17 protein-coding genes are annotated in these 17,666 nt (G+C 56.7%); 2 read left to right on the forward strand and 15 right to left on the reverse strand.

Going from position 1 to position 17,666, the window contains the following annotated elements:
• Positions 1-211 precede the first annotated feature (211 nt).
• The 7 genes from dedD to pdxB all read right to left on the reverse strand — a co-directional run bounded on the left by dedD (position 212) and on the right by pdxB (position 7,016).
• Positions 212-913, reverse strand: a complete 702-nt coding sequence (gene dedD, locus QLG09_RS01320; RefSeq protein WP_049022641.1) for a cell division protein DedD — start codon at positions 911-913, stop codon at positions 212-214.
• Positions 903-2,171: a bifunctional tetrahydrofolate synthase/dihydrofolate synthase gene (folC, locus tag QLG09_RS01325; RefSeq protein WP_040018046.1), complete on the reverse strand. Its 1,269-nt coding sequence runs from the start codon at positions 2,169-2,171 to the stop codon at positions 903-905. The genes dedD and folC overlap by 11 nt, the downstream gene beginning before the upstream one ends.
• Positions 2,172-2,238: 67 nt before the next feature.
• Positions 2,239-3,144, reverse strand: a complete 906-nt coding sequence (accD, locus tag QLG09_RS01330; RefSeq protein ID WP_020883123.1) for an acetyl-CoA carboxylase, carboxyltransferase subunit beta — start codon at positions 3,142-3,144, stop codon at positions 2,239-2,241.
• A 154-nt stretch (positions 3,145-3,298) separates the two neighbouring features.
• Positions 3,299-3,958: a DedA family protein gene (locus QLG09_RS01335; RefSeq protein WP_020883122.1), complete on the reverse strand. Its 660-nt coding sequence runs from the start codon at positions 3,956-3,958 to the stop codon at positions 3,299-3,301.
• Positions 3,959-3,986: 28 nt separating this feature from the next.
• A complete protein-coding gene (gene truA / locus QLG09_RS01340) occupies positions 3,987-4,799 on the reverse strand; it encodes a tRNA pseudouridine(38-40) synthase TruA (RefSeq protein WP_025203571.1) in 813 nt (270 codons plus the stop codon).
• Positions 4,799-5,812, reverse strand: a complete 1,014-nt coding sequence (locus QLG09_RS01345) for an aspartate-semialdehyde dehydrogenase (protein WP_014171035.1) — start codon at positions 5,810-5,812, stop codon at positions 4,799-4,801. The genes truA and QLG09_RS01345 overlap by 1 nt, the downstream gene beginning before the upstream one ends.
• A gap of 67 nt (positions 5,813-5,879) precedes the next feature.
• Complete coding sequence (gene pdxB / locus QLG09_RS01350; protein ID WP_020883119.1) at positions 5,880-7,016, reverse strand: 4-phosphoerythronate dehydrogenase PdxB; 1,137 nt, start codon at positions 7,014-7,016, stop codon at positions 5,880-5,882.
• Positions 7,017-7,129: 113 nt separating this feature from the next.
• Between pdxB and flk the strand changes: the two genes are divergently transcribed.
• Positions 7,130-8,134, forward strand: coding sequence for a flagella biosynthesis regulator Flk (gene flk, locus QLG09_RS01355; RefSeq protein WP_049022640.1), 1,005 nt, complete (start codon positions 7,130-7,132; stop codon positions 8,132-8,134).
• Between the two features lie 76 nt (positions 8,135-8,210).
• Here flk and QLG09_RS01360 read toward each other — a convergent pair whose 3' ends face one another.
• Both QLG09_RS01360 and fabB read right to left on the reverse strand, forming a co-directional pair.
• On the reverse strand, positions 8,211-9,389 hold the full coding sequence (locus QLG09_RS01360; RefSeq protein WP_059306631.1) for an MFS transporter: 1,179 nt from the start codon (positions 9,387-9,389) through the stop codon (positions 8,211-8,213).
• A gap of 205 nt (positions 9,390-9,594) precedes the next feature.
• Positions 9,595-10,812, reverse strand: a complete 1,218-nt coding sequence (gene fabB, locus QLG09_RS01365; RefSeq protein WP_014171039.1) for a beta-ketoacyl-ACP synthase I — start codon at positions 10,810-10,812, stop codon at positions 9,595-9,597.
• A 158-nt stretch (positions 10,813-10,970) separates the two neighbouring features.
• Between fabB and mnmC the strand changes: the two genes are divergently transcribed.
• Positions 10,971-12,968, forward strand: a complete 1,998-nt coding sequence (mnmC, locus tag QLG09_RS01370) for a bifunctional tRNA (5-methylaminomethyl-2-thiouridine)(34)-methyltransferase MnmD/FAD-dependent 5-carboxymethylaminomethyl-2-thiouridine(34) oxidoreductase MnmC (protein ID WP_282488689.1) — start codon at positions 10,971-10,973, stop codon at positions 12,966-12,968.
• Positions 12,969-13,018: 50 nt separating this feature from the next.
• Here the strand turns inward: mnmC and QLG09_RS01375 are convergent, their stop codons facing one another.
• Genes QLG09_RS01375 through prmB form a run of 6 tightly spaced genes read right to left on the reverse strand, consistent with a single transcriptional unit; the run spans position 13,019 to position 17,570 of the window.
• Entirely contained in the window at positions 13,019-13,297 is a 279-nt protein-coding gene (locus QLG09_RS01375) for a YfcL family protein (protein WP_014171041.1), read from the reverse strand.
• A 13-nt stretch (positions 13,298-13,310) separates the two neighbouring features.
• Positions 13,311-13,856, reverse strand: coding sequence for an elongation factor P hydroxylase (locus tag QLG09_RS01380; RefSeq protein WP_020883114.1), 546 nt, complete (start codon positions 13,854-13,856; stop codon positions 13,311-13,313).
• On the reverse strand, positions 13,856-14,665 hold the full coding sequence (locus QLG09_RS01385) for a sulfite exporter TauE/SafE family protein (protein WP_014171043.1): 810 nt from the start codon (positions 14,663-14,665) through the stop codon (positions 13,856-13,858). The genes QLG09_RS01380 and QLG09_RS01385 overlap by 1 nt, the downstream gene beginning before the upstream one ends.
• Complete coding sequence (gene mepA, locus QLG09_RS01390; RefSeq protein WP_014171044.1) at positions 14,665-15,489, reverse strand: penicillin-insensitive murein endopeptidase; 825 nt, start codon at positions 15,487-15,489, stop codon at positions 14,665-14,667. The genes QLG09_RS01385 and mepA overlap by 1 nt, the downstream gene beginning before the upstream one ends.
• 2 nt (positions 15,490-15,491) lie before the next feature.
• Positions 15,492-16,577, reverse strand: coding sequence for a chorismate synthase (gene aroC, locus QLG09_RS01395; protein ID WP_025203566.1), 1,086 nt, complete (start codon positions 16,575-16,577; stop codon positions 15,492-15,494).
• A 60-nt stretch (positions 16,578-16,637) separates the two neighbouring features.
• Entirely contained in the window at positions 16,638-17,570 is a 933-nt protein-coding gene (prmB, locus tag QLG09_RS01400; RefSeq protein ID WP_014171046.1) for a 50S ribosomal protein L3 N(5)-glutamine methyltransferase, read from the reverse strand.
• Positions 17,571-17,666 lie beyond the last annotated feature (96 nt).

Consider the following 17,666-nt stretch of genomic DNA (forward strand, 5'->3'; position numbering starts at 1 on the left):
ATGTGTCCCACGATTTAACGCCCTGTCATCCAGTTCGGGGCGAATTCTAACAGAAAAAGAAAACGTTTGCGTAGGGATTTCCTTCCCGCGCGTAAATAAAAAAGGCGCTGAAAAAATGTTCAACGCCGTGGCTTTTTACGTCTCTGTGGACGTCTGCCGTCACTCTTCCCCCCACCCTCTCCTCACAGAAAGGATAAGGGTGAGGGAGGGGTTAGTTCGCGCTGTAGCTCATCACCACACCGCTCAGGCCGGAGATCTGCTTCAGCTCACCCAGCGATCCTTTAAGCTTATCTTTGGACGCTTCTGGCCCCACGAGAATACGGGTAATTTTACCCTGTACCGGCGTGGAAGGTGAAGTGTAAACACGATATCCCGCACTGCGCAGTTTACCCACCACCTCATTGACCTTATCGGCATTTTTCAGCGCACCCAGCTGCACGACGTAGGCTTTGCCCGTCGGAGCGGCTTCCTGCTGAGCCGATTTCGCCGGAGGCGGTGTCTCTGTCGCTGCGGTAAGCTGTTCGCTCGTTTTATCACGCTGCGGTTTCGGCTGCGTTTTTTCGACCGGCTTCGGTTTCTCAGCCGGTTTAGGCTGCACGACCGGAACCGTTACAGGATCGATATCGTTGGTGTTGCTCGCCGCCAGACGAGACGGATCAAGAGACGGCGCAGCCGCATCACCCGCGCGAACCTCTTCCGCTGCGCCTTCCGGCGGCTGAGCAGGAAGGGCCTGTGTCGCCGCAGGCAGCATATCCGGCTCGTCGCGATCGCCCGGTTTCGGTACCAGTGGAATGGCTGCAAACTCATCCTGATAGTGCTTTTTCTGCCCGTCGAGCAGGCCCGGGAGAATAATGACTCCCAGCGCCACCAGCACTATTGTTCCTGCTAAACGGTTCTGAAACTTACTCGCCACCGGTTCTCCCCGCGTCCATCACTTCCATGACATGTGCCACCGTGTGGAACGAACCACACACCAGCACGGTATCTTCTGGTTTAGCATCCGCCATCGCGGCATGCCAGGCCTGAGCCACGCTATTATAGATTGCGCCTTTGCCGAGATGTTCCATCAACTGCTCAGCGGTCGCCCCGCGTGGCCCCTCCAGAGGAGCACAATACCAGCTATCGACCACACTCTCCATGCAGGCCAGCGTACCGCCAATATCTTTATCATGAAGCATACCGATAACCGCCAGCACGCGCCCGGTTTTTGGTAACGATTTGAGACGTCCCGCGAGATACGCCGCGGCATGCGGGTTATGCGCCACATCGAGGATCAGGCGCGGTGACTCGCTGACAATCTGGAAACGCCCGGGCAGGATCGCCCGCTCAATGCCCTCGCGAATCGCCTGCTCGCTCACCGCCAGACCGCTTGCGCGCAGTGCCGCCAGCGCGGTTGCCGCGTTAGGCTGCGGCACCTGCGGCAATGGCAGGTTGTCCAGTGCGCCCTGCGCATCGCTAAAGCGCCAGCCGTCTGCCTGAACCTCATACTGCCAGTCTACGCCACGGCGCAGCAGACGCGCACCCGTCTCATTCGCCACCTCTGCAATGGTGTGCGGCATATCCGGCTCGCCGACCACGCCAGGTTTATTCGCCCGGAAAATCCCGGCTTTCTCGCGACCAATGCTTTCGCGATCCGGCCCCAGCCAGTCGGTATGATCCAGCGCAATGCTGGTCACGACGGCCACATCCGCATCCACCATGTTGGTGGCATCAAGACGCCCGCCGAGGCCGACTTCCAGAATCACCACGTCCAGCTGCGCCTGCTTAAACAACCACAGTGCCGACAGGGTACCGTATTCAAAATAGGTTAATGAAATTTCACCGCGCGCGGCTTCAATTTCCGCGAAAGAGGCAGTATGCGCTGATTCCGGCAGCTCGCGGTTTTGCACACGCACCCGCTCGGTATACCGCACGAGGTGTGGAGAGCTGTAAACGCCAACCTTATAGCCTGCTGCCATCAGGACAGATTCCAGCGTGCGGCACGTCGTGCCTTTACCGTTCGTTCCGGCAACGGTGAACACAAACGGCGCTGGTTTCAGTACGTCGAGACGCGCGGCAACCTGGCTTACGCGCTCAAGCCCCATATCGATGGTTTTACTGTGCAGGTTTTCCAGATAAGAAAGCCACGCGGCCAGGGGCGACGTGGCTTGGGGAATGCTTTTATTTTCCATGATGCCCGGTCATTAACAGTTGAGAAAGCAAAAGGGCAGCGCCATCCGGCCCTGCCCTTTTCAGTTATCAGGCCTCGGGTTCCTGATCCGGTACCACCACGCCTTCGCGCGGCTCGTCCGGGTTCGGCGCTGGCAGATTCATCAGCTTCGCCAGGATGCTTGCCAGTTTCAGGCGCATCTCCGGACGGCGGACGATCATGTCGATAGCGCCTTTCTCGATGAGGAACTCACTGCGCTGGAAGCCCGGCGGCAGTTTTTCACGTACGGTCTGTTCGATGACGCGTGGACCCGCAAAACCGATCAGCGCTTTCGGCTCAGCGATGTTCAGATCGCCCAGCATGGCAAAGCTTGCGGAAACGCCACCCATCGTCGGGTCGGTCAGCACGGAGATGTACGGCAAACCGCGCTCCTGCATTTTCGCCAGCGCAGCAGAGGTTTTCGCCATCTGCATCAGCGACATCAGCGCTTCCTGCATACGTGCACCACCGGAAGCGGAGAAGCAGATCAGCGGGCAGTTGTCTTCCAGCGCCTGCTCAACGGCACGCACGAAGCGCGCACCCACGACAGAGCCCATTGAGCCACCCATAAAGGAGAACTCAAACGCGGCAGCCACCACCGGCATCGTGTGCAGGGTGCCTTTCATGACGATCAGCGCGTCTTTCTCGCCGGTCTCTTTCTGTGCAGAGGCCAGACGGTCTTTGTATTTTTTGGAATCACGGAACTTCAGCACGTCTTTTGGCTCAAGCTCGCTACCCAGTTCTACCAGAGAACCTTCGTCCAGCAGGCTATGCAGGCGATTACGCGCCGTCATACGCATGTGGTGGTCACACTTCGGACACACCTCAAGATTGCGTTCCAGCTCTGCGCGGTACAGAACCTGGCCGCAGCTATCACACTTCGTCCATACCCCTTCAGGAATGCTCGCTTTACGAGTCGGGGTTATGTTGCTTTTAATTCGTTCAATCCAGCTCATTGATAACCTTTCTGCCTGAACCTGGTCGTATGCCAGTTTTGCTATAAGAGGCGAATAATGCCATTTTTGCCTCCAACAGACCATGAATGTTGCACATTAAAACATAACAGCCCGAAACTTTGGATAAAAAAGTGGTCGAACCGCCAGTATGCATTTACTTCGCTTGCTTTGCTGCCGCACGTCGGTGACGGATAATCTCAATAACCCCAGGCAGTACCGAAAGCACAATAATCGCTACAATCAGTAACTTAAGGTTTTCCTGGACCACCGGGAGATCGCCAAACAGGTAGCCGGCATAGGTAAACAGGAGCACCCACAGCAGCGCGCCAACAACGTTATATGCCGCAAAGTGACGATAGGACATATGCCCCATTCCCGCCACAAACGGTGCAAATGTACGCACAATAGGCACAAAACGGGCAAGGATAATGGTTTTGCCGCCATGACGTTCATAGAACGCATGGGTTTTGTCGAGATAGCTGCGACGGAAAATTTTCGAGTCCGGATTGCTGAAAAGCCGCTCACCAAACACCCGTCCAATCGTGTAGTTCACCGCATCACCAATGATCGCGGCGATAACCATCAACACAACCATCAGATGCACATTCAAATCGTTAGTCGGTAACGCGGATAACGCGCCGGCCACGAACAGCAGTGAATCCCCCGGCAGGAACGGGGTGACAACCAGACCGGTTTCACAGAACAGAATGAGGAACAGAATAGCGTAAACCCAGACGCCGTACTGCGCGACCAGCTCCGCCAGGTGAACATCAATATGCAGGATGAAATCAATCAAAAAACGTATTACGTCCATTTTGTCTAAGCCTTAATTGCACCTTTGATTAGTCCGCTAAAAACAGCGGGCCCATTGGCGGTTTCGGCAGGTCAAACCGATCCGGATAGTCTACCGAGACCAGATACAGCCCTTCCGCTTTCGCCGTGGCTGCCGCAAGCGTTCTGTCCTTCGCTGCCAGCAGTTCTGCAATCCAGCTCTCCGGCTGGTGTCCGGCACCCACTTCCATCAGGCTGCCCACAATATTCCGCACCATATGATGTACAAAGGCATTGGCTTTGATATCCACCACCACATACGCGCCATAACGGCTGACGTTTATGTGCATGACATTACGCCACGGCGTACGGGACTGGCACTGCACCGCACGGAACGAGGTAAAGTCATTTTCACCAATCAGACACTGCGCCGCACGATGCATACGTTCAGCATCAAGCGGTTCATAAAAATGCGTCACGCCCTGGCTTAACACCGCCGGACGTAGACGCTGATTGTAGATGACATAGCGGTAACGGCGCGCGGTGGCGCTGAAACGCGCATGAAAATCATCGGGAACATCTTTAACCCAACGAACTGCAATGTCTCCAGGTAAATTCGCATTCACCCCCAGCGTCCATGCGGCGTCCTTTCGCACAGCGGTGGTTTCAAAATGAACCACCTGCCCCGTGCCGTGAACGCCGGCATCCGTACGCCCGGCACAGAAAACGCTTATCGGTTCGTTCGCCACCTGAGAGAGCGCTTTTTCCAGTTTTTCCTGGACGCTGCGCACCTCATTTTGACGCTGCCAGCCATAATACTTACTGCCATCGTACTCAATACCGAGGGCAATTTTATGAACAGGCTTGTGATCCACTTCTGACATCAGTACAGGTACTCCTGCACGAGTTTCTCCGCAATTTTCACCGCCATCAGCGCGCCGCCAAAGCGAACGTTATCGGCAACTGACCAGAACTGGATCTGCTCAGGCATTCCGTAATCGTTACGCACGCAGCCAACAGACAGATGTGCACTACCGGTCGCATCACCAACCTGTGTCGGGAACTCACTCTCTTCGGAGAGGGCGATATCCTCACCGCGACCAAACGCGTCACGCGCTTCTTCTGCGGCGAGCGGGCGCAGCGCTTCAAAACCGACCATCTGTGCGTGGCCGTAGAAGACAGGAGACTGCACGCAGCTGGCAGAGATCATCAGGCCATCATCCTGCAGGATTTTGCGGACTTCATCGACAATACGGCGCTCTTCGCGCACGCTGCCTTCGCGATCCGGCAGCAGTGGCAGCATGTTAAACGCCAGCTGGCGACCAAAATAGTCGTCTTCATCAATCGGAACGCCGCTCAGCAATTTCGCGCTCTGCCCGGCCAGCGCGTTAACCGCTTGCTTGCCGTTGGCAGACGCAGACAGCAGGCTGGTGACGAAGATACGCGACAGGCCGCCTTCGTCGATCAGCGGTTTCAGCGCGGTAAGCAGCTGACTGGTCAGGCTGTTCGGTACGGCGATAACGTTGCGGTTTCGGTAGTCTGCCAGCACAAACGGATTCACATCCGGCACCACCAGCGGCACATCCGGCTCAAGCGCGAACAGGCCGCTTAAATCAATCACCAGACAACCCGAGTTGGTGGCCTCTTCAATGTAAGACGCCGTAGCCTCAGCACCGGCTGCAAAAAACGCCAGCTGCGCCTGAGTCCAGTCGAACCCGGCCGCATCCTGAACCATGACAGATTTACCGCCAAAACGCAGATGTTCACCCGCGCTATCTGTACGCGCCAGCGCATAGATATCACCCACCGGGAACTGACGCTCAGCAAGGGTTTCGAGCAGGGCTTCACCCACGGCACCCGTGGCACCTAAAATGGCAATGTTCCAGCCTTCAGACATGGTGGTTTACTCCAGAAATAAAAAAGCGTCCCTGTCGGAGTATCCAACAGGGAGCATTAAGAAGACATTAATGTGCCGGATGATGAACGGCGTTAAAACCCAGTTTATGCAGCTGCGTCGCAGCCGTTGCGTCGTCGCAAATCACATACAGGGAAGACCACTCGCGGCGCTCAACATAGTTCTTGCGCAGCTTATCAAACTCACCCGGAATACCCGCCACTTTACGCAGCAGCGCGTCATCGCGGCGCACATCATACACCAAATGGACCAGTCGTTTCAGCGTTGCCTGATCGAGTGGTCCGTGCAGGGTAATGCGGCCAAATTCAGGCGCAGGCAGTAAGGTATCCAGCGCCACCTGCTGTGGATGGCCGATAAAGGCGCTATAGGCCTCAAAGACCTGCGTCGTGCCGCGGGCTTTTCCTTCAAGGGTATAACCGGCTATATGCGCCGTTGCGACGTCCACCTTGTTAAGCAGCGCAACGTTAAGCTCAGGCTCCGGCTCCCAGACGTCCAGCACCACGCTAAGCGCTTGCCCCTCTTCCAGACATTTCAGCAGCGCAAGGTTATCGACCACCGGACCCCGGCAGGCATTTATCAGAATAGTGCCAGGCTTCAGACGACGGATCAGGGCTTCGTCAGCAAGGTGCAGCGACTTATAAGGCCCCTCTTTAAACAGCGGCGTATGGAAAGTGATCACATCGCACTGTGCAACCAGTTCATCCAGCGAACGGAAGTCGCCTTCATCACCGTTGTCTTTACGCGGCGGATCGCACAGCAGGGTGCGAATGCCTAACGCCTCAAGACGTTTATGCAGGCGCCCACCCACGTTGCCCACACCAACAATCCCGACGGTACGGTCCTGCAACGCAAAACCGTCGCGCTCTGCCAGCATCAGCAGGGAGGAGAAGACATATTCCACGACCGCAATGGCGTTGCAGCCCGGCGCGGCTGAAAAACCGATCCCCGCCTGCTTAAGCCATTTATCATCCACATGATCCGTCCCTGCCGTTGCGGTCCCGACAAATTTCACTGCTTTGCCGGAGAGCAACGCCTCATTTACTTTGGTTACCGAGCGCACCATCAGCGCGTCTGCATCATCCAGCTCGTTTACCGGGATCGGCCGACCCGGGACAGCCTTAACGTTGCCGAGGCGGCTAAAGAGCTCGCGGGCATAAGGCATATTTTCATCAACGAGGATTTTCACGTCTGAGTACCTGTTTGAGAGGAAGAAAACCCATCAAGTGTGCCATAATCTGGCCGCCAGGCATATACGTCTGCCAGGTTTACGCTGAGTTTTGACTTTAAGGATTTTTGACGATGCAGCCCATTTCAGGTACGCCGCCGCGCCCTCCGGGTGAAGGCCCTGTCACGCCAAACGTTGCAGGCGAACAACCGCTATCGACACAACAGCGCACCGTGCTGGAGCGACTGATCACGCGTCTGATCGCGCTGACGTCGCAGCAAAACGCGGAAGTCTGGGCTGGGGTAAAGCACGATTTAGGTGTCAGGAACGACGCACCTTTGCAGTCGCGCCATTTCCCTGCTGCCGAGCAAAACCTGCACCAGCGGATTGATACTGCACAGCAGAATCACAGCACACGCCAGATTGTCTCGCAGCTGACCGAGCTGTTGGGCCAGGGAAATAACCGCCAGGCGGTGAGTGATTTTATTCGCCAGCAGTTTGGTCAGACCGCCCTGAGCCAGCTGACCCCGGAACAGCTCAAAACCGTACTGACGCTGCTGCAAACCAATCAGCTGTCAATTCCACAGCCTCAGCAACGCCCTGCGACCGAGCGTCCGCTGCTGCCTGCCGAGCACAACACGCTCAAGCAGATGGTGACCAAGCTGGCCGCCGCCACCGGCGAACCAACGAAGCTTATCTGGCAATCAATGCTGGAACTCTCCGGCGTAAAAGCGGGCGAGCTGATCCCGGCGAAACAGTTTACGCATCTGGTGACCTGGCTACAGGCGCGTCAGACGCTCAGCACCCAGACCGCTCCAACCCTGCACACGGTTCAGGCGGCACTTAAGCAGCCGCTGGAGCCGAACGAATTTGACGCCATTCGTGATTACGCCCAGCAGACCTGGCAGGCCACACCGCAAACGGTACTGACCACCGCGCAGGTGCAGGATGTGCTCAACCAGATTTTCGTTCGCCGCGCCGAACGCGAAGGGGGCGTGCCGGAAGCACGAAACATACAGCCAATCTACAATCCGCTGTTTGCGCCGGTGGTGGAAACGTTCAGAACCCTCTCTGCCCGTCCAGGGTTGATGTTTATTGCGTTAATGATTGCACTGGCGATTTTCTGGCTGGTCGCATAACGGTTTCGCCCGGTGGCGCTACGCCTGCCGGGCCGACAGCACACCGGGGAAGGCTTGCCGCCCCGGCACTTAACCGCTAAGACTGACGAAACGCCACCAGCGTCACCACAATGCCCACAACCGCTGCAACCGCGCCCGCCAGGAAAACAGACGGATACCCGAACGACGTTGCTAAAAGACCTGCCAGCGGCCCGGTTACCCCGTATGAGATATCCTGAAACGCCGCATAGCCGCCAAGCGCCGTGCCACGCACCTGCGGGGCGACACGTTTTACCACCTCCACACCCAGCGCCGGGAAAATAAGCGAACATCCGCAGCCGGTCAACGCCGCGCCTAACAACGCGACGGAGGCAACGGGTGCATTCCACAGTAACAGCAAACCCAGGGTTTCAATCACCAGTGACGCCACTGCAACCTTCACGCCGCCAAAACGATCCGGCATCCAGCCGAACAGCACGCGCATTAAGACAAATGCGCCACCAAAGGCGGTCAGCGTAAAACCTGCCATCGCCCAGCCGCGGCTCACAAAGTAGAGCGAGACGAACGTACCGATTACCGCAAAACCGACGCCCTGCAGGGCCAGGCCAAGGCCCGGCTGCCAGATTTGACCCACCACGCTCCACAAAGACGGGCGCTCCCCTTTATGGGCAGGGACTTTACGCACCGGACCGTTGAATGCCCATGCCAGCAGCGGCAGCATCAGGGTGGTCGCTGCCAGCGCGGCAAAGCCAAAGTGGCTGTGGATAAGCAACCCGAGCGGGGCGCCTGCGGCAAGCGCGCCATAAATGGCCATGCCATTCCAGGACATGACTTTGCCGGAGCGTGCAGGCCCCACCAGTCCCATACCCCATGTCAGCGTACCGGTCAGGAGCTGGCTTTCACCAAAGCCCAGGATTAAACGCCCCACGATCAGCAGCGCAAATTTATACGCAGCGTCAACCGGCAGGAGAGCGGCCAGCAGCCATGCACCTCCCGCCAGACCACAGGCAAACATGCCCTGTAACGCCGAGCGTTTTGCCCCGTGCTGATCCGCCAGACGTCCGGCATAACCGCGGGTTAATACCGTAGCCAGGAACTGAATACCCACAGCGACGCCGACCATGGTGTTGCCATAGCCCAGCTCCTGATGAACAAACAGCGGGATCACCGGCAGCGGCAGGCCGACGGTCATATAGGTCAGGAACACCGCAAACGCGATGCGAAACAGCGAGACGTTCGCTGAAGAGGTTGTTTCTGTTTGAGTGACTGCAGTCATGCTTTACTCCGAAATGAAGAGTAAGGCGGGGAAAAACCACGCCCCCTCTTCCTGATAACCAGGATTTAGGTGCGTTGGTTGACGTTGAACGCTTACGCATTATCGTGAGGATAATGTTGAGGTAGGAAGTTTGCCTGCGAGATCAGCCGCTTGTCAATGCATAAAAAAAGGAGCCGTCAGGCTCCCCTTTTGAATCAGTCAGAACTTATGCGTTGTACTTACGCATCACCAGCGTGGCGTTAGTACCGCCGAAACCGAAGCTGTTGGACATGACGGTAGTCAGTGTCGCTTCTTTTGGCTGGGTCACGATGTTCAGACCTGCGGCCTGCTCGTCCATCTCGTCAATGTTGATGCTTGGGGCGATAAAGCCATTTTCCAGCATCAGCAGAGAGTAGATCGCTTCCTGAACGCCAGCAGCACCCAGAGAGTGACCGGTCATGGCTTTGGTCGCAGAGATAGCCGGGCTGTTGTCACCGAACACTTCACGGATCGCACCCAACTCTTTCACGTCGCCTACCGGAGTAGAGGTACCGTGGGAGTTCAGGTAGTCGATTGGTGTGTCAACGCCGTGCATCGCCATCTTCATGCAGCGCACTGCGCCTTCACCGGATGGAGCCACCATGTCAGCGCCGTCAGACGTTGCACCGTAGCCCACGATCTCAGCGTAGATGTGCGCACCACGCGCCAGCGCGTGCTCCAGCTCTTCAACCACAACCATACCGCCGCCGCCTGCGATAACGAAACCGTCACGGTGCGCATCATAGGTACGGGATGCTTTATCCGGAGTTTCGTTATATTTGGTGGACAGTGCCCCCATTGCGTCGAATTCACAGGCCATTTCCCAGCCCAGTTCTTCGCCGCCGCCAGCAAACACGATGTCCTGTTTACCCAGCTGGATCTGCTCAACCGCATTACCGATGCAGTGTGCGGAGGTCGCACAGGCAGAGCTGATGGAGTAGTTAACGCCGTGGATTTTGAACGGGGTCGCCAGGCAAGCGGAAACCGCTGAACCCATAGCTTTAGTCACAACATAAGGACCTACCGCTTTCAGACCACGTGGGCTACGCATTGCGTCGGCACCAAAAACCTGCGCTTTAGATGAGCCACCGGAACCGGCGATCAGACCTACGCGTGGGTTGTTCTGGTAAACTTCCGCGCTCAGACCCGCATCCGCAATCGCTTCCTGCATGGAGAGATAAGCATAAATAGAGGCATCGTTCATGAAACGAACCACTTTACGGTCAATCAAACCGGTGGTGTCCAGTTTGACGTTACCCCATACGTGGCTACGCATACCTGAATCTTTAAACTCTTCAGAGAAAGTGATCCCGGAGCGTCCTTCACGCAGAGATGCCAGGACTTCCTGCTGGTTATTACCGATGCTGGAAACGATGCCCAGGCCAGTAATCACTGCACGTTTCATTCAATACCTCTGTAAGTCGCACTATATTAAGTTTCGAGTCGCACAATAGCGTACACTTGTACGCCGAACAAGTCCGATCAGACATTTTCTGCGGAAATTTGCACCGATGGACGCACATCGTTAAGATCGTGTCACTGCCTGTCAGACGAGTAACTTACGTGAAACAAAACGCTATACAACCCGCCAACCTCGAATTCAACGCTGAGGGTACACCTGTTTCCCGAGATTTTGATGACGTCTACTTTTCTAATGATAACGGACTGGAAGAAACCCGCTATGTTTTCCTCGACGGAAACCAGTTAAACGCCCGTTTCCCCACGCATCAGCGCAGTCTGTTCGTGGTCGCCGAGAGCGGGTTTGGTACCGGTCTGAATTTTCTCACCCTCTGGCAGATGTTCGATCAGTTTCACGCTGCTCACCCTGACGCTACACTGCAAAGATTACATTTCATCAGTTTTGAAAAATTTCCGCTCACCGCGCATGACCTTCGTCTGGCCCATCAACACTGGCCGGAACTTGCGCCATGGGCGGAGCAGCTTCAGGCGCAGTGGCCGCCGCACCTCGGCGGCTGTCATCGTCTGCTGCTGGACGGCGGGCGCGTCACGCTGGATCTGTGGCTCGGCGACATCAATGATCTGACCGATAAGCTTGATGATTCAATGAATCAGAAAGTGGACGCATGGTTCCTCGATGGTTTTGCCCCCGCCAAGAATCCGGACATGTGGAGCCAGCATCTGTTTAACGCAATGGCACGCCTGGCGCGTCCTGGCGCAACGCTCGCGACCTTCACCTCGGCAGGCTTTGTCCGCCGCGGATTGCAGGAGGCCGGCTTTACCATGCAAAAGACCAAAGGTTTTGGTCGCAAGCGCGACATGCTGGTCGGAAGAATGGATCAGACGCTGGAGATCCCCGCTCAGACGCCCTGGTTTTCACGCAGCGCCAGCACTTCACGAGAGGTAGCAATTGTCGGCGGCGGGATTGCCAGCGCCCTGCTTTCGCTCGCGCTTTTACACCGTGGCTGGCAGGTAACGCTCTACTGCGCCGACGACGCGCCGGCAAAGGGCGCTTCCGGCAACCGCCAGGGGGCGCTCTACCCACTGTTAAGCGCTCACGATCCGGCGCTGAGCCAGTTTTTCCCGGCAGCCTTTACCTTTGCCCGGCGCCTGTATGATGCCCTGCCTGTGGCGTTTGACCACGACTGGTGTGGCGTTACGCAACTGGGCTGGGATGAGAAGAGCCAGCAAAAAATCGCGCACATGTTGTCGCTGGGTCTGCCGCTCGAAATTGCCCGGGCGGTGAATGCGCAGCAGATAACCGAAACCGCGGGCGTCGATACGGGCTGCGACGGTATCCACTATCCGCTCGGTGGCTGGCTGTGTCCGGCAGATCTGACCACGGCAGCCATTGCGCTGGCGCAGTCGCGCGGGTTGACGGTGCACTATTCCCGCCAGGTCGCCTCACTTCACCACACGGAGCACTGGAACCTGCATTTCACCACCGGCGAAGAGGCGCAGCATACCTGCGTAGTGCTGGCCAACGGTCACCCTATCAGCCAGTTCAACCAGACGGAAAAGCTGCCGCTTTACCCTGTCGGCGGCCAGGTCAGCCATATCCCCACCTCGCCAGCGCTGGAAAAACTGAAGCAGGTACTCTGCTACGACGGCTATCTGACGCCACAAAATCCATCCAACGGCCACCACTGCATTGGTGCCAGCTACCATCGCGGTGAGACCGACATGCGCTACAGCGAAGACGATCAGCAGCAAAATCGCCAGCGCCTGCTCAACTGCTTCCCGCAGGCCGACTGGGCAAAAGAGGTTGATATCAGCGCCGGTGACGCGCGCTGTGGCGTACGCTGCGCCACCCGGGACCATCTGCCGATGGCGGGAAATGTGCCTGACTATGAAGCAACGCTTGAGGCTTATCAGAATCTTGCTGAAAACCGTGATACCGCGGTGAGTGCGCCAGTTTATCCGCAGCTGTTTATGCTCGGGGGACTCGGTTCACGGGGATTATGCTCAGCGCCGTTGCTGGCCGAAGTGCTGGCGGCACAGATGAGTGATGAGCCCGTTCCGCTGGACAGCGTTACGCTTGCGGGGCTCAATCCCAACCGTTTGTGGGTACGGAAGTTACTGAAAGGAAAAAGGGTGAAGTAACGTGCGGGTCGATGTCCTCCCTCTCCCACCGGGAGAGGGAGGAAAAATGACTACCTGCCTTTTGCCTGCTGGAACAGGGTGTCCCACATACCCAGCACTAATGACTGGTCACGCGGAGAGAGTTCCCCTGCCTGGATCGCTTTCTCCAGGCTGCGGCTCACTTCATCATGAATGGCCTCGGCAGAGTGATCGTCCCCTGCTTCCAGCTCAGCGACAGCCAGCGTCAGGTGACCACGCAGATAACCGCTGGCGAACAGCTCATCATCACTGGCGTGTTCCACCATGTCATCAATTAACGCCAGAATGCGTGATTCAAATTCTGCGATCATCTTCTTTCCTCTGTTAAAGATCTTCCGGCCAAGGGAAGCATTCCGCCGTGATCTCCGGCGTGTGGTAATAATTCTGTAAGGCCTCGATCAGGCGCGCCGGGCGTTCCGGGATGCCTTTCTCAAGATACTCCATCACCTGCGCATGAACGCGGCGCTGGAAGACAATACGGTCTGGCTCGACCTCTCCTTCGAGGTTGTCACAGCTGACGTTGAACGGGAAACCTGCCGCCACACAGAATAACCATTCCAGCGCCTGCGGTTTCACCTCCACATCTTCAAACTGGCTCTGCGTGGCGGCGTCACGGCCGTCCGGACAATACCAGTAGCCGAAGTCCACCTGCTCACGACGCGCTTTCCCCGCTATACACCAGTGCGAAATCTCGTGTAACCCGCTGGCGTAAAAGCCGTGCGCGAACACGATACGGTTATACGGCACGTCCGCATCAGCAGGAAGATAGATCGGTTCGTCGTCGCCTTTAATCAGACGGGTATTAAAATCATCAGCAAAACAGCCATCAAAAATCTCAATCAGCTGTTCGTATTTATGGGTTGTGTTCATTAATTCATTCCCAGCCAGGTGAGGATCTCTTGTCCATGGCTGTCATAAAGCAGTTTGGCACTCATGACCGCTGAGACGACAACAATCATCGGGCGAATGAGCTTCTGTCCTTTGCTTAATACCAGACGCGAGCCCGCGCGTGCGCCTAAAAACTGCCCTGCCATCATCACAAATCCGGTTGCCCAGATAACTTTGCCACCAATGATAAACAGCAGCAGGCCGCCGACGTTTGACGTCGCATTGAGCACTTTGGCGTGGGCGGTGGATTTAGCGAGATTAAAGCCGGCCAGCGTCACGAACGCAAGGGCATAGAACGAGCCTGCTCCGGGGCCAAAGAAGCCATCGTAAAACCCGACGCAGCCACCCGCGATAAGAGCGAACGGCAGGCCATGCAGACGTCGCTGCCGGTCTTCTTCCCCGAGCTTTGGCATCAACAAAAAGTAGAGACCGATGCAGATAACCAGAATGGGGAGGATCTGGCGCAGAATATCGGACTGTACATGCTGAACCAGCAGTGCACCCGAGGTCGAACCAATAAAGGTCATCAGGATATTGAGCTTCTGGTCAGCCAGACTGACGACCTTACGGCGAATAAAATAGAGCGACGCGGAGAGCGAGCCACCGCACGCCTGAAGCTTGTTAGTGGCGAGCGCCTGTGCCGGGCTCATGCCCGCGGCCAGCAGCGCCGGTACGGTTAACAAACCACCGCCGCCCGCCAGAGCATCAATAAACCCGGCCAGCATCGCCACAAAGAAAAGCACCACCAGCAGAAGCGGCGACACCATAAACAGTTCGACGAAATTATCCATTAAAGTACATGCTCATCCAGTAGCGCCTGGCAGGAAGGCGGCAACGGAGGCGGTGTCTTCTTCTCAGGCTTAGAGGTTCCAGGTTTTGCCGGCTCAAACCAGCTCTGCAGTTCCGCACCGCAGCCATCGCCTGGCGGGGGTAACGGCTGATCTTCACATTCCAGGCTGTTTGCCGGGCAGCGCAGACGAACGTGCATATGTGCACGATGCTGGAACCACGGACGCACTTTACGCAGCCAGTCGCGATCGGTGCCGGCATCCAGGCAGAGCTGCTGCTTGATGGCCGGGTTCACGAAAATCCGCGTGACATCGTTATCTTTCGCCGCCAGCTTAATCATGCTGAAGACGTCCTGCGTCCACAACGATGGCACGACATTTTTACCGTCGCGCGCCACCAGATCCAGCGCCTGCGGTTTCAGCAACTGGGCTGAACTCCAGCGCGCTTTCGGCAGTTGCAGGAAGATATCGACATCGAGACCGGTCTGGTGACTAGCGTGTCCGCCGTTGAACCGACCGCCGGCAGGCATCCCCATATCGCCAATCAGCATCGTGCCCAGCCCCAGGTTATGCACCTGGTTTCCCAGACGCTGGATAAACAGCACCAGATCCGGGTGGCCAAAATAACGACGCTGGTCGGTACGCATCACCTGATAGGTATCGGACTGCAGCGGAAGTTCCTGTGCCCCAACGATACAGCCGTTCGAGAACGCGCCAATAGACTGCGCGCTGCCCGCCACAGGATGGGTAATTTTCTGCCATGGCGTCGCGGCCAGACTGGCTCCACTGGCAAGCAGTGCCAGCAGAGCAATGACGGTTTTTTTCATGTTTACCAGCGTGGAATGGTGGTCGTCACATCCGCATTCTGCGCGCGCTGGCGCAGGAAGTGATCCATCAGTACGATCGCCAGCATCGCTTCTGCGATCGGCACCGCACGGATCCCCACACAGGGATCGTGACGTCCTTTAGTGATCATCTCAACTTCTTCGCCAGAGCGGTTAATCGTGTGGCCTGGCACGGTAATGCTGGAGGTCGGTTTCAGCGCAATATTGGCAATAATCTGCTGACCACTGCTGATACCGCCGAGGATGCCGCCCGCGTGGTTGCTCTGGAAACCGTCTTTGGTGATTTCGTCGCGGTTCTGGCTGCCGCGCAGCGCAACGACGTCAAAACCGTCGCCAATTTCTACGCCCTTCACCGCGTTGATGCTCATCAGCGCGTGAGCGATGTCCGCATCCAGACGGTCAAATACCGGTTCACCCCAGCCTGGTGGTACACCATCAGCCACGACGGTAACTTTGGCACCAATGGAGTCGCCCTCTTTTTTCAGGCCACGCATCAGTTCGTCCAGCGCTTCCAGCTTATCTGCATCGGCACAGAAGAACGGATTTTGCTCGACCAGATCCCAGTCTTTGATAGCCAGTGGAATATCGCCCATCTGGGTCAGACAGCCGCGGATCACAATGCCAAATTTCTGCTGCAGATATTTTTTGGCGATAGCCCCTGCCGCAACGCGCATCGCGGTTTCACGGGCAGACGAACGTCCGCCGCCGCGATAATCACGGAAGCCATACTTTTGTTCGTAGGTGTAATCGGCGTGTCCAGGACGGAACACATCTTTGATGGCGCCGTAATCCTGCGAGCGCTGATCGGTATTTTCAATCAGCAGCCCGATGCTGGTGCCGGTGGTGCGGCCTTCGAAAACGCCGGAAAGAATTTTGACCTGGTCCGGCTCGCGACGCTGCGTGGTGTAGCGAGAAGTCCCCGGACGACGACGGTCGAGGTCGTGCTGTAAATCAGCTTCGGTCAGTTCGATGCCTGGCGGTACGCCGTCAACGATACAGCCCAGTGCCAGCCCGTGCGATTCACCAAAGGTGGTCACCCGGAATAATTGTCCAATACTGTTTCCTGCCATCACGGCTCCGATGTCGTTATTTGTGTTTGAGCGTTGTGAAACGGGCCGAAGCCCGCTGGATTAATCTTTGTAAATGCTGAAGTATTCGCGCGCGTCAAGCAGCTGCGCTTTGGTCAGCATAAAGACGCCGTCACCGCCGTTATCGAACTCGAGCCAGGTGAACGGCACATCCGGGTACTGCTCTATCAGATGTACCATGCTGTTGCCCACTTCACAAATCAGAACACCGTCGTCGGTCAGATAATCCGGCGCGCAGGCCAGAATGCGACGGGTAAGCTTCAGGCCATCAGAGCCTGACGCCAGACCCAGCTCCGGCTCGTGGCGATATTCGTTTGGCAGATCGGACATGTCTTCCGCATCAACATACGGCGGGTTGGTGACGATCAGATCGTACTGCAGCGTTGGCAGATCGCGGAACAGATCGGAGCGGATTGGCGTAACGTGATGGATCAGACCGTGCTCTTCAATATTGTGCTCGGTCACAGCCAGCGCATCGGTGGAGATATCCACGGCATCCACTTCCGCTTCCGGGAAGGCGTACGCACAGGCAATCGCGATACAGCCGCTGCCGGTACACATATCAAGGATATGCTCTGGCTGATGGTTAATCAGGCCTTCAAAGTGGTTGTTGATCAGTTCGCCAATCGGCGAGCGCGGCACCAGAACGCGTTCATCAACATAGAACTCGTGACCACAGAACCAGGCTTTGTTGGTCAGATAGGCAACCGGAATGCGCTCGTTAACGCGGCGGATAACACGCTCCACGATACGGTGCTTTTCGCTGGAGGTCAGGCGTGCGGTACGCATGTCTTCCGGAATATCGAGCGGCAGGTAGAGGGACGGCAGTACCAGTTGAACGGCCTCATCCCACGGGTTATCGGTACCGTGCCCGTACCAGATATTGGCGGCGCTGAAGCGGCTAACCGACCAGCGCAACATGTCCTGTATGGTATGCAGCTCATTTACTGCTTCATCGACAAAAATTTTATCCACTCTTTCCTCCAGGGCATGCTCGCATAATTTTCGGCGGCTAGTTTGCCATGAAGACGGCGATAAATCAGCAATGACGCGTCGCGCTTGAGGTTAAAA

The sequence above is a fragment of the Enterobacter sp. V89_11 genome (assembly GCF_029967775.1).
Taxonomy (GTDB): Bacteria; Pseudomonadota; Gammaproteobacteria; order Enterobacterales; family Enterobacteriaceae; genus Enterobacter; species Enterobacter ludwigii.

Bases quoted from the DNA above. Each gene is read 5' to 3' on its own strand.
- fabB (WP_014171039.1), bottom strand. From the start codon at position 10,812: ATGAAACGTGCAGTGATTACTGGCCTGGGCATCGTTTCCAGCATCGGT.
- accD (WP_020883123.1), bottom strand. From the start codon at position 3,144: ATGAGCTGGATTGAACGAATTAAAAGCAACATAACCCCGACTCGTAAA.
- truA (WP_025203571.1), bottom strand. From the start codon at position 4,799: ATGTCAGAAGTGGATCACAAGCCTGTTCATAAAATTGCCCTCGGTATT.
- aroC (WP_025203566.1), bottom strand. From the start codon at position 16,577: ATGGCAGGAAACAGTATTGGACAATTATTCCGGGTGACCACCTTTGGT.
- mepA (WP_014171044.1), bottom strand. From the start codon at position 15,489: ATGAAAAAAACCGTCATTGCTCTGCTGGCACTGCTTGCCAGTGGAGCC.
- QLG09_RS01385 (WP_014171043.1), bottom strand. From the start codon at position 14,665: ATGGATAATTTCGTCGAACTGTTTATGGTGTCGCCGCTTCTGCTGGTG.
- folC (WP_040018046.1), bottom strand. From the start codon at position 2,171: ATGGAAAATAAAAGCATTCCCCAAGCCACGTCGCCCCTGGCCGCGTGG.
- flk (WP_049022640.1), top strand. From the start codon at position 7,130: ATGCAGCCCATTTCAGGTACGCCGCCGCGCCCTCCGGGTGAAGGCCCT.
- QLG09_RS01380 (WP_020883114.1), bottom strand. From the start codon at position 13,856: ATGAACACAACCCATAAATACGAACAGCTGATTGAGATTTTTGATGGC.
- QLG09_RS01360 (WP_059306631.1), bottom strand. From the start codon at position 9,389: ATGACTGCAGTCACTCAAACAGAAACAACCTCTTCAGCGAACGTCTCG.
- QLG09_RS01375 (WP_014171041.1), bottom strand. From the start codon at position 13,297: ATGATCGCAGAATTTGAATCACGCATTCTGGCGTTAATTGATGACATG.
- QLG09_RS01335 (WP_020883122.1), bottom strand. From the start codon at position 3,958: ATGGACGTAATACGTTTTTTGATTGATTTCATCCTGCATATTGATGTT.
- QLG09_RS01345 (WP_014171035.1), bottom strand. From the start codon at position 5,812: ATGTCTGAAGGCTGGAACATTGCCATTTTAGGTGCCACGGGTGCCGTG.